General features: G+C 31.9%; 8 protein-coding genes. All 8 read right to left on the bottom strand.

What is annotated here, in order from left to right; all coding sequences use genetic code 11:
- Positions 1-43 precede the first annotated feature (43 nt).
- The 8 genes from HYN56_RS17705 to HYN56_RS17670 all read right to left on the bottom strand — a co-directional run bounded on the left by HYN56_RS17705 (position 44) and on the right by HYN56_RS17670 (position 13,033).
- Positions 44-2,071, bottom strand: a complete 2,028-nt coding sequence (locus HYN56_RS17705; protein ID WP_109193386.1) for a hypothetical protein — start codon at positions 2,069-2,071, stop codon at positions 44-46.
- A gap of 129 nt (positions 2,072-2,200) precedes the next feature.
- Complete coding sequence (gene fabG, locus HYN56_RS17700) at positions 2,201-2,947, bottom strand: 3-oxoacyl-[acyl-carrier-protein] reductase (RefSeq protein ID WP_091497713.1); 747 nt, start codon at positions 2,945-2,947, stop codon at positions 2,201-2,203.
- A gap of 561 nt (positions 2,948-3,508) precedes the next feature.
- Positions 3,509-4,870 carry a DUF4302 domain-containing protein gene (locus HYN56_RS17695; RefSeq protein WP_109193385.1) on the bottom strand — a complete coding sequence of 454 codons (1,362 nt, stop codon included), beginning with the start codon at positions 4,868-4,870 and terminating at the stop codon, positions 3,509-3,511.
- Positions 4,871-4,899: 29 nt separating this feature from the next.
- Entirely contained in the window at positions 4,900-5,757 is an 858-nt protein-coding gene (locus HYN56_RS17690) for a zinc-binding metallopeptidase (protein ID WP_109193384.1), read from the bottom strand.
- An 18-nt stretch (positions 5,758-5,775) separates the two neighbouring features.
- On the bottom strand, positions 5,776-7,263 hold the full coding sequence (locus tag HYN56_RS17685; RefSeq protein WP_109193383.1) for a RagB/SusD family nutrient uptake outer membrane protein: 1,488 nt from the start codon (positions 7,261-7,263) through the stop codon (positions 5,776-5,778).
- A gap of 14 nt (positions 7,264-7,277) precedes the next feature.
- Positions 7,278-10,991: a SusC/RagA family TonB-linked outer membrane protein gene (locus HYN56_RS17680; protein WP_109193382.1), complete on the bottom strand. Its 3,714-nt coding sequence runs from the start codon at positions 10,989-10,991 to the stop codon at positions 7,278-7,280.
- 230 nt (positions 10,992-11,221) lie between these two features.
- Positions 11,222-12,337 (bottom strand): FecR family protein, encoded by a 1,116-nt coding sequence (locus HYN56_RS17675; protein WP_109193381.1) that lies wholly within the window; start codon positions 12,335-12,337, stop codon positions 11,222-11,224.
- A 90-nt stretch (positions 12,338-12,427) separates the two neighbouring features.
- Entirely contained in the window at positions 12,428-13,033 is a 606-nt protein-coding gene (locus tag HYN56_RS17670) for an RNA polymerase sigma factor (RefSeq protein WP_109193380.1), read from the bottom strand.
- Positions 13,034-13,161: the final 128 nt, after the last annotated feature.

Genomic DNA, 13,161 nt, shown 5'->3' with positions numbered 1-13,161 from the left:
TGAAAACCTTTGTATCTTTTTAACTTTGAAACTTTGCGACTAACTACAACAACCCATTATACTTTCTAACAAACCATTCTGTAGTCAATAAAACAGCTATTAAAATTAATAACCAAATCCAATCAATAATGGGAGTTTTAGTTGAAATATTTTTTTCAATCGATTTGTATTCTTTGTTTTCTAAAAGTGTGTTTATCAAATTATCAGCTTGATCTTCAAAGAAAGCTTTTCCATTTGTTTGCAAAGCCAATTGTTGTAATTTTAAAACATCAGGATTTACAAATTGTTTTTCAATATCAAAATCTAAAATCTCAAAATGACTTGCGTATGAAGTATTTGAATTTAATTCTTTTACAGTAAAATTGTATTTTCCCGCTGGAAGTCCTTCTAAATTGGCTGAAAACGAATTACTACCTTTTAACAAATCGTAATTCTTAGTCTGCTTTGTTTCAGCATTTACAACACCTATAGTAAGTCTGGCTTTTTCGTCAAACTCATAGTTTTTATTGAAATACTGCGCATTGATAATAATTTCTTCACCAGAATTATAAAAACTTTCATGTGTTACAACCAAAGATTTTTTTGAATCCGATGAAGCTAAATATTGTACAACTTTATCAATAAAAACATCATATTTTTCAAAAGACTGATTATCTACATGACTTTGCAAACGCCATTTCCAACTGTTTTCTCCTAAAAGAAAAGCAGTTCTTTTTCCTTGATTTTCGGCGAAAGCCAATAAAGGTGCATTTGTAGCAACATTTCTGATTTTTGACGAAAGTAAAACGGATACATTTCCATTAGTACTGATGGTACCAAAAGGATTCTGCAAAGGCGGGAAATTTTCAAAACCAATATTATCAATCGCAAAAAGATTAAAATCGGGGTGAAATTCAGAAAGAAAATCTTCTCGCTGATTACTCATTTTAAAAATCAAATTATTTTGCTGTTGATTCAGAAAATTAAAATCGGTGTTGTTTCCTGTAATAATAAATTTATTTGTTCCTGCTAATTTGTTATTGTCAAAAATAGCTTTAAAGGCCGTTGTAGGCTGATACAAAACCAAAACCGAAATATCTTGTAAATCGTTAACTTGATTTGGTTTAAATAATATTACTTTACGTTGCGCATTAACTTCTATGGAACGTTTTAATGCCGCAATATCAGGATGATTAATGGCAGAAACAATTGCAATAGTTGACTTTTGATCGATTATTTCAACTGCAAAATTCTTAATGTTATTATAGCTGTTTTTTTCTTTTGCAACAGATTGAATATTTGCTTTATAAATTTGTAATCCTACTTTATCTGCAGGCAAAAGCAAATTTAAAGAAGCTGTTTTTTTTGAAGGCGAAAAAGAAACTTTTTCTTTAGCCACAACAGAATTTCCTTGTGTAATTGTAAAGTCAGCATTTACAGCTTTTGTACCTGCATACTGAAGAAAAACTTCTACAGGAAATTTATTTTTATGAAAAGCGTATTTGTTTACGTTAAGCTGATTGATTTTTAAATCGAAAAAAGTGGTTGTATCTCCCACAACCAAAGGATAAACTTTATTGACAGGATCGAATCTATAAACATAGTCGTTTCCTGTAGTCTGATTTCCATCTGTAATAATAACGGTTGGGAAAATCAGATTTTTGTTGATGCTCTTTAAATTTTTAGCCGCTTCGTCTAAATTGGTTTGATTCCCTTTAAAATCAAATTTATCTGAAGTTTTAAAATCATTATCAAATTGATAGGATTGAATTTCGAATTTTTCTCTTAAGGCCGGTTTTGAAACCAGTTTTTGATATATTTCTAGCGCTTTTTTATCTGATTTTAAAGCCGTAATCGAACTCGAATTATCTACAACAATTGCTAAAGGTGTTTTAGTAATTTCAAGTGAATTTTTCGAAATTATTGGATTAATCAATAAAACCAACAATCCGAAAATGGCTAAGAAACGTAAAAAAGCCAAAAGTATAATCACATTGGATTTACTTTTGGCTTTGAAAAAATATTGAAAATACGATAAACCACCAGCAATTACTAAAGAAAGCAATAATAAAAGAATCGTGTTTGTCGTCATATTTTTTTGTATTCAGTAATCAGTTTTTTAGTGATCAGATTCAAAAAGCCGTAACTACGACTGTTAAAGTGTTCAGTTATTCAAGAATTAAAGAAAAACTGAATACTAAAATCTGAACACTGAAAACTATTAAGTAAGCATTCCTCCGCAAACATTAAGAACTTGTCCGGTAACGTAAGCACTCATATCAGAAGCTAAGAAAAGACAAGCATTTGCAACATCTTCCGGAGTTCCTCCACGTTTCAATGGAATACCTTCTCTCCATCCTTTTACTACGTCTTCAGATAATTTTGCAGTCATTTCAGTTTCAATAAAACCTGGAGCGATTGCGTTGCAACGAATGTTACGAGAACCTAACTCTAATGCTACAGATTTTGTAAATCCGATTGCACCAGCTTTAGAGGCTGCATAGTTTGTTTGTCCTGCATTTCCAGAAACTCCCACTACAGAACTAATATTAATGATTGATCCTGCTCTTTGTTTTAAGAATGTTTTTTGAATCGCTTTTGTCATATTAAAAACCGATTTCAAGTTTACATCAATTACCTGGTCGAAATCTGCTTCAGACATACGCATTAACAAATTGTCTTTTGTAATTCCGGCATTGTTGATTAAGATATCTACAGTTCCAAAATCTGCTAAAACAGCATCTACAAAAGTTTGCGCTTCGTTAAAATCTGCTGCATTTGACTGATATCCTTTTGCTTTAACTCCTAAAGCATTTAATTCTGCTTCCAGTGCTTCTGCAGAAGCTGCAGACGAACTGTATGTAAAAGCCACGTTAGCTCCATGTTTAGCAAAAACTTCAGCAATTCCTTTTCCGATTCCACGGCTTGCACCAGTAATAATTGCAACTTTTCCTTCTAGTAATTTCATATTAAGGTATTCGTTTTTATTTTTTGAAATACAAATATAGAGTATTTGGGCGTTTAATAAAATTTGTCGTATAAAAAATGGTTTAGAATTTCTGTTTATTTATAAATACAAAAAACAGCTCAATAAATGAGCTGTCTTTCCCAAAATAAAAAAATAAAACTAAAATTCTTATAGATGATTTTGCTTTGTGATGACAAAAAATATTACAAGAACTACAGCCATAATCATCATTCTGTTTATTGAATTATATAAATCTTTTGTTCCTTCAATCTTATCTTTTTTTCTTTTTTTCATCAAATCCCAAATCATAAAAGGAATTACAACTGCGATTGATAAATAAAGATACCCTCTAACATAATCTCTAAAAAATACAGAAATTAAAATATAAACAATACCTCATAAAAAAAATACGATATTAACCACAGTGATATACTTTTTCATAATAATCTAAATATTTAAAAATTATAAGACCTACTTTTTCTTGTGATTACATTCTTTTGAAAAAAAGCAGTCCAGTAAATCAGGACTGCTTTTAACCAAAATTAAAATAAAACTAAAATTTTATAATTGGTAAGTTGTCATCCTGAAACTGCTGGAAGCACTTGCTAAAGTATAAATAGGATTAGAGTATGTTATTCTAAAACTCTCTTTTTTAATGTATAAACCTTTTGGGTTTGTTAATTCATTATCAATCTCTCTTAGTAATGCTACATCTGCAGCAGTTGCTCCTGTTGCCCAACCAAGATTTGTTAAAATGATAGTTTTGTTTACTGGATCTTCTGATGATGTCACAATGTGATTTACAGCAGTCTTGCCAACAAACTGATAATTAATGTATGTCTGGTTAGCGGCAGTATTGAAATACATTTGTATTCTGGAAAGAGATTGACCAGCCGCTAAACTTGCATTAAGTCTACTAACTAAATATCTAAAATAATCTGAAGTTGTCGGAGCTGTAGCTAAGTTAGCTGCAATATACCCCACTACTATTTGAGGATTTCCTTTTCCACTTAATAACAGTTTGTAATCATCTGTAACTGTTGGTGGCGCATTAGTAAATTTAAGTGTTGCGCTAACCCCATTTGTTCCAGTTGCAACAAAATTATTGGTAGCACTATCATAAATAAAATTTGTAAGTTCCTGACCTTTAACAATAACAGGTAACTTTGAAACAATTCCTGTAGGAGTAAATGCAAATGCTAAATCATACGCTTCCTGACTACCTGCCTCCAAAGAATATGCGGTTCCAAAACGAGCATTAGTATTGTAATCAAATTCAAATTTATGAGTAGCGGTTCCATCATTTGTTTCCATTAACCTAAACAAAGGACTAAACATATCTCCATTTAAACTCTTAATCATTGGTTTATTCTTCGCTAAATCTGTCCAATCCTGAGCAGTAGCTTTTACAAAACGCAGAAAATGTCCATTTCTATTTGTTCTAAAAATAATTTCTCCATTTTTTTGCCCATAATAGTAAAACTGGAAATCACCTAAATATCCTTTTGCCAAAAGCGCTGCCGTTGGTGAATTTCCTGCATCAGACAAAAGGTGTATTCTGTTTTGTGTAGTAAAAACTAAACTCACTGTACTTCCCATCTGCATTTCGTACTGGCTTCTGTAAATACCTGTATCTGTATTTCCATCTGACTTAGTAAAATCTGATGCCATATCTACTTCTCCTTTAGGTAGAAATTTAAATAGATGAGTCCATCCTCCTAATTGTGTACTATCTGTATAGTAAACTGCTTTCCATCCATCCGCAGATGAAAGCAGTAAATCATTCAACTCTTTTTTGCGGCCGCTTAATCTTTCGGTTGCGTTTTCATCGAATTTCGCATCAACCTCCGTGCTTGTACATGATCCTAAAAGCAAAGCTCCAAAAGAAATCATTAAGTACTTGTATATTTTTTTTACTTTCATAATATCTATTTTTAGAAAAATTATTACTCTTAATTATTTATTACAAAATCTGTATTTTTTTGAGCTTCATCTCTTAAAGCATAAAAATCAATATTGTAAGCATCTTTGTAATATTTAACTACAAGTGCTTCTTTTGCTTTTAGATTTGCTTTTGCTGTAGCATCTGTTACACCTGCTAAAATGGCATCATATTCTGCTTTTGAGCTTGTTAGGATTGTAGCAGCCGTTTCAGCAAAATCTTCATAGATACTTAATCTGGCATAACTTGTTATGAAACCTAAGTTTCTGGAAGTAGCAATTGCCGCAGTATACCAGCTAGTTGTATAACCTGATGGTGTTATTTTTGCCCATGCCTGCTCATCAAAAGGTTTTGTTTGATTTAAAATATGAACGTACTCATGCTGAATAGTATGAATAAACTGTGTTACGTTTGCTCTGTTTTTCTTATTAAGATTATCTACCTGAAAAAGAGTAATTTTCTGACCTGCTTCAGCAAGTCCTAATGTTACTGTACCATTTGTATTTAAGTTTATCCCTCCAACAAGTACAAACTCTCTTGGGGCAATCTTTTTAACAAAATCAGCTCCTCCAATAGTAGTATAACTATCAATCCAGATTTTCTTAACCACTTCCATAGCTGGCTGCACTTTATTACCTTGTGGTGGATACAAATATCTATTATTATCTACCAAATTCTGATTCCATAAATAATAAACGTGAATATTATAAGGATCTAAAAAACTAGAATCCAGCCATTTATCTAAATCCGTTTTATTTGGCACTGAAAAATCTAACCAGCTTTCTTTCGGCTGATCTTCATGGGCACAAGAAGATAGAAGTAATACTCCTGAAATTAATGCCGCTTTATATATTTTTGCTATTTTCATAATACTTTCTAATTAAAATTATCTAGGATTTTTCTCAATACCATTACTTGAAGCTCTTAATGGAATTTGTAATGCTCTACGTTTATCGTCTTTTACTAAAACATTATTTCGAACCACTTTACCAAATTCTAAAGTATTATGTTCTACAACAAGATTGAAACGTTTAATATCGAACCATCTTAACCCTTCTCTCATAAAATCTCTTCTTCTCGCTTCAGCAATTGCTTTAATGTAAGAAGTCTGAAGGTCACTTAGTGGATAAAAAGGAGTGAATTCATCAGCAACAACTGGATATTTTGTAGTCACTCTTGTTTGATCTAAAATGTCTGTTGCAGGATTATAGCCGGAAGTTCTGGTACCTAAAAAGTATCCTAATTCAGTGTTTACTTCTGCAAATCTATTTTTCATTACAAGTGCTTCAATACGATTTAGATACATTTCATCATTACTAAATAATACTGTTGAAGTGTAAGCTTCTCCAATACCAGCCGTAGCATTAGTTACTTTAAAATATTCATAAAGTTTATGAATAAAAACATTTGAACCTCCATAGTAATAACCATCAGCTCTAATTAAACTTTGCTTACCCCACATATTGGTTTGTGGTCCCAACAATTCATCCGCTTTTTGTGATGGAAAAGCAAACCTGTATGATGCAGCTCTTCTTGCTGTAGAATTAGGATAACTTACCAATAAATTAGTTTCTTGTTCTACTTTAGAATACTCTATTGGCATCTGAGCAAAAACAGCGCTACTAAAAGCAACATAATTTCTAATTTTATCTGTTTTAGAACCAAGTCCTTCAGAATACTCCAATACCTTATCCCAATCTCCTTTTATCAGATAAAAACGACATGCAAAAGCTTTAGAGGCATTTACATTAAAATGATATTTAGGTTCTTTATAATTATTCGTAACATATTTCAATCCTTCCAGAAGATCTTTTTCTACAAGATCAAAAACTTCTTTTACTGTGTTTCGCTTGTATTGTCCTAACAATGCAGTTTCAGGTTCTGTAACATAAGGTACTCCTAGATCTGTTGCGGCCGTTGCGGGATTGTAACGATTTGAAAAGAAAGAAACCAACATAAAATGATTATAAGCTCTTGCAATTAATGCTTCCCCTTTTTGAGGATTTAAACTAGAAGGGTTTCCTAGCTTTTCAATTGAAAGTAAGGCTTGATTTGCAGCAGCAATTGCCTCATAAGAACCAGTCCAAAATCCATTTTCAGTATCTTTATCTATCTGAGTCTGCATTTCCCAGTTAAAACTCTGTTCATTACTTATATTAGCATTTGTTTTAACTTCTGTATCAAAAATATTATCTGACATTGTCTCTGCAATTTCAAAATAAGTGGTCATAGGATAAGCTGTAACCAATAATTCTGAAATTTTTTCAGGAGTATCTATTTGTGTTCTGTTATCTGGTATTTCTGAAAGAAAATCATCGCAACTACTAATACTAACAAGTAATAATAATGATAGTGTTATTTTTATATTTTTCATAGTCAATTTTATTGTTAAAATGAAAGGTTAATTGCAAAAGTATATTGTGCTGTAATTGGGAAAGCTACCCCTCCTGTATTACGGAACTCAGGATCCTGACCATGTAAATTTTTATCTGAATAAATTAACCATGGATTAACCGCTGAACCTTTTAAATTAAAAGTACTTAATCCTAACTTTCTCTTAAAATCACTTGGAAACTCCCAACCAAGAGAAATGTTTTTTAATCTTACAAAATCGCCACTAGCAATTCTAACATCAGAGAAATTGTATGTGTTATAAGCAATCTGTAGATTATTATCACCAATATTTCTATTCATTAATTGATCAGCAATAACAGGAACATTAGTGTAATTTTCATCACCTGGATTTATCCATCTGTTAGCAAATTCTTTTGTAAAAACAGTCAGATCAGTATATTTGTTACTGTATATTGGGTTTAATCGTACTTTATTTCCTCCAGATCCTACAATAAATACATAAAGAGACCAGCTTTTGTAAGTAAAAGTATTAGCAAGACCAATTGATTTATTTGGCTCAACCGATCCTTCATATTTTAAATATTTCGTAACATCATTAGTATCCTGAAAGTCAGCATCTGTAATGTTACTTTCAGCACCATCTTGTAATTTAAACGTTGGCAATCCTTGATTATTTAAACCTGTAAACTGATATGAATACAATGAGTTTCTAGGATGTCCAACAGTATTCCCTCCATTCCCCGCTATTAAATCGAATGCCGAAGGTCTGTTCGCTAGTTTTGTAATTTTTTGATCGTAAATAGAGAAATTTAATGTTGTAGACCACTTAAAATCAGGTGTAACGATATTTTGAGTTGTAAAACCAACCTCAATACCTTTTGTTTCCATATCAGCATTATTACCCATTTTTACAGCCTGTCCTCCAACTCCTGATGTAATAACATAATCAATCAAATCAAAAGCTTTACGTCTGTAAACATCAGTTGTAAACTGTACTCTGTTTCTAAACATTCCTAAATCAACACCAATATTAGTTTCAAATTGTTTTTCCCAAGTCAAATCCTGGTTTTGTAAATCCTGAATACGTATTGCATTTTCTCTATCTGTTGTTGCGAAACGATCTGTAATATAACTTTTATAAATCGCTAAAGAGTTAGTTGCCGGACCTGCAGTTGCAGTTAAACCATAAGATGCTCTAAGTGCTAAATTGTTTACAGATTCTACATCTTTCATGAATTTCTCTTCTTTAATGTTCCATTTCCCACTCACTGTATAAGTAGGCAACCATCTTGAAGAACCTGTATCTCCTTGTCTGTTAGAACCATCATAACGTCCTGTAACAGATGCTGTATAACGACGATCGTATGTATAACCCACTTTTCCGAAGAAACCAACAGTACGTTCTCTTTCTGCACCAAAATCGTAATATGTATTTCCTTCGTTAACCATTTTTTCAATCAACTTAGGATCAATAAAAGCACTAAGACCTTTTTCGTATTGTAAACCTGCTGCTGTAAAATTGTCATTGTTTCTATCTACAGATCTAAACTCTGTTCCAAAGAAACCTTCTAATTCATGTTTATCATTAAATGTATTTCTATAATTCACACTATTTCTAACATTGTATGAAGTCATATCATTAGTGTACTTTCTTAAGAATCCTCCATTTGGTAATACTGAAATTTTAGGAGCAGTTAAGTCATTTGGATTCTGATATAAGAAAACGTTAGCAGTTTGAATCTGTGTATTTGGATTGTCTCCCACCCCAGCATTATAAGCTCCTACAACATTTGAACCTTCATAAATTTTATGCTCTCTCGATGTAGTAGCATAACGAGCTGAACCTGTAAAATTATAAGTTAAATTTTTATTGATTTTATATTCTAAATCACCCTGAAAACGAATATCTTTAACCTTAATACCTAAAGTATTATTTCTTAACTCATTAATGATATTCATTGGAGCCCAGTTGTTTTGGTAGTACTCTAAGTTCCCATTTTCATCATAAGGTCTCAATGTTCTACTTGTACTCAAAACATAATTGAAAGGATTGATATCAAAATCTCTGGTAACTTTTCCAAATACAACATCATTTTTACTTTCATAAGTACCAGGAGCTTCCTGATCACGAGCAGAAGCAAGTGTTGACAAAGTAATATTCAATCTGTCATTGATGTAGAATGTCCCTTTTAAGTTTGATGATAATTGTTTTACATTATCCGCTATAGTCCATCCTGGATCTGTATAATATCCTAAAGAGCCATAAAAAGTATTGTTCTTTCCTCCACCTGAAAAACTTAATGAGTGATTTTGAGTGATAGCAGGTCTGAATAATACCTTGAACCAATCTGTATTGGCTAATTCGTATTTTTTCAAGAATTCATTTACATAAGGCTGATCGTTTTTTACGCCATACAAACCATTTGAAGATTCGTAAAGATTAACCTGTTTTGCTAAAATGCCATAAACACCACTAAATCTAGATGTTAGCGATGAGCTTTGGGTTAAATATCCTTTTTCTCTCATCTCTTGGAAAACACTCATTGATTCCTGAGAGTTCAAAACATCATACTGTGTATAACTTGGTACAGCTCTCACTGTATTTTCAAGAGAGTAAGTAATTTTTAAAGGAGCATCTCTACGCCCTTGTTTAGTTGTTACAACCACAACTCCATTTAATGATCTTGAACCATAGATAGAAGTAGCCGAAGCATCTTTAAGTATTTCAATACTTTGAATATCATTTGCATTTAATCCTGCTACAGCAGAACTTAATAATGTTGCAGAGTTACCAGAAGCTAAATCTGCAAATGTTACGTTGATGATATCTTCCTGAACCACACCATCAATAACCCATAAAGGCTTTGTATCTCCAAAAATAGAAGAAGATCCACGAACTGTAATTTTAGGAGTAGAACCAAAAGATCCTGTTACGTTTTGTACAGTAACCCCAGCTGCTTTTCCTTCGATCATTCTACTTACGTCTACTACTCCATCAACCTTTAATTCAGCACCAGAAATTTTACTGATTGCTCCGGTAAATGTTCTTTTAGAAGTTTTTTCATATCCAGTTGTGATAACAACCTCTTTAAGATTTTGTCCCGCTTCTGTTAAAACGATAGTTGGTGTATTGTTTTCTATACCAATTTCTTTAGATTCCATACCAACGTAAGAAATAACTAAACGGTTTACGTTAGCTGGCATTTCGATCACGAAATTTCCATCAAAATCGGTCAAAACTGCCGTTTTCGTTCCTTTTGCCATAACTGTGGCTCCTGGAAGAGGACTTCCTGTCTGATCTGTAACTTTACCTTTGATGATTGGTCCAAAAGTTAGCAGTTCAAACAAAGAATCGTGATTATTGGTATTTGAAAACGAATTAACAGCACTTTTTTGAAGCACAATCTGATTGCTAACTTCAGAAAAAGTGATATTAAATGGTACTAATACTCTGCTTAGAATACTTGATAAAGTTTCCTGATTTGCTTCAATACTAACCTTTTGCGTAAGCTGAGGAAGTCTTGAATTGTAAGAAAATTTTACATGAGCAGATTTTTCAATTTTAGATAATGCATTGTCTAAAGTTAGATTTTCGACTGTAATTGTAACTTTAGTATCTAGTTTTTTCTGCCCATTTACATTATTTGCGAAAGTGACACTTGAAAATATAAGTGCTAACACAAATTGAAACAGCGTTATTTTCATGATTTGGTGAAGTAATCGTTGCTTGACAACAGGTTTTTTCATAATTTTGGTTTGTTTTGATTAATACTATTCGAGTGTATTTTAAGAAACATCATAAATTACTCTTTACAGAGAGTGATTTACTAAATTTAAGTGTCGATAATGTTACAGCATCTTCGGCACTTTTTTTATGCATTCATTTTTTACATAGGCACTTAATTCTTTTTTTTAGTTTTAGACAATCGGTTTAATTTTGGTTTTTTTATTTTATTTTTTAATTGAATTATCTAGTTCTAGTTACAGCCGGAAGTAGTAATTACAATTTGATTTCCATTCATTTCATAGCTGGTCTCATTACCAATGCTTTTACAAATAATTTTTAACTTTTCTGCCAATGGCTGATCACTTAACGAAGTGGTTAATCGACAGTCTTTTAATTTATCGTGAGGAAAATCGATATCTACTAAATAAGCCTGTTCAATTGTTTCAAGAATCTGAGCGACCGGAATATCTGTAAACTCAAAACTTAACTGCTCAATATTTGTAACACTGTTTACCAAAACAGGATCTGCAGTTATATTTGTAATTTTATTAAAAATAAACTCTTTACGGGCGAATCTTACTGCCTGATTTGGAAGCAATACAATTTCTTCGTTTTCAACAGAACGAGCCAGATCGTTAGATTTTACCCTTACTTTACCGGTGCGAACAAGAACTTCAACATTCTGTTGGTCCGGATAAGCTTTAATTCTAAAACTAGTCCCTACAACACGTGTCACAATTTCGTTAGCGTAAACAAAAAAAGGCTTTTTAGGATTTTTACTAATTTCAAAGAAACCTTCGCCGGATAAATACACCTTTCTTTCGTTTCCGGTAAAGATTTTAGGATAACTTAATTTACTATTTGGCTGTAATAAGACAGAACTACCGTCTGATAAAGTGACAATTTGAGATTTTTCGGTATTATTAGTTTGTTCAACCAAACCTTCGTTATTCTCTTCTACCAGTTCATTATAAGTTACCACATTATCATTGGGTAAAATATCGTTTTTGAAAAACCATACAGAGAATATTCCAACCAAAACAGCTGCCGCAATACCACTTATCCAGTATCGCTGTGTTCTTAGTTTTTTAATTTTTGAAGTTTTTTGAGAAAGTGCTTCTCTTTGTTCAATTTTTCTCCAGGTTTCCTGTAAAGCTTCATGAACCTGGTTTGAAGATAATTTAGAATCAGGAACTCGCATGGCTAAAAGTAAAAGTCTTGCATCTTCTACTAATTTTGCCCTTTCGAGGTTTTCTAACGTCCATTCTTCCCAGCCTTGTTCATCAACTTTAGATAAAATCCATAATTGAAAAGATTCATTAGCTAAGAAGTCTTCTATTTCGATATAATTGTTACGTTTTTGCATCTTATTATTAAGGTTACAAAAACATAGAGGACAGTTTTTATATTATATACTCACCATTTTAAGATTTTTTTTTGATTTTTTCTTAAAAAACTACAAAACCCCTGCAGATATAAGGATTAAGAGCGGTATACTTCCCTTCCATTCTTTACGAAGACTTAACAAACCACGGTGTAATAAGTTATTTGCAGATTGATAATTGACATCTAAAAGCTCTGCAATCTGATCAACACTTAAACCTTGATGATAACGAAGATACAATGCCTCTTTCTGACGTCCTGGTAAATCATTCAATAATTTATTTAAGTGCAAAACACGTTCTGCAGTCACTTCGTCTTCAACAAGAGCATTTTCTATAGAAAAATCAAATAAAAACTCTAAAACATCAGTAGTTGTTGCTTTTTTAAATACATAATCTCTTTCGTGTAAACGGGCTATCCTCTTTCTGACACTAGAAAGAAGGTAAGCTTTTACTATTACATTATCCTGCAATGAATCACGATAAAGCCAGATATCTGCAAAGACATCCTGAATACAATCCTGAACTTTTTCGGCAAATGGACAAAGCGAATTTCCATAATTGATTAAATCTCTATAATACTTTTCAAAAAGTAAAGAGAAGGATCTTTCATCACCATTTTTCAAATTATTCCAAAGAATAAAATCGTCTAACACTTTGTTTTTTAAAATGTGGCTCATAATGCAGAAACTTTGAGGCGTAAAAATCAAATTATTTAAAAAAGGAAAACTTTTTAAAACAAAACGAATTAATTACATTAATTAAAATTGACTTTCTATTTAATTCTTTTTAAGAAAAGACTTCTTAA

Source organism: Flavobacterium crocinum, assembly GCF_003122385.1.
Taxonomy (GTDB): Bacteria; Bacteroidota; Bacteroidia; order Flavobacteriales; family Flavobacteriaceae; genus Flavobacterium; species Flavobacterium crocinum.
This window is presented reverse-complemented; position numbering and strand designations above follow the sequence as displayed.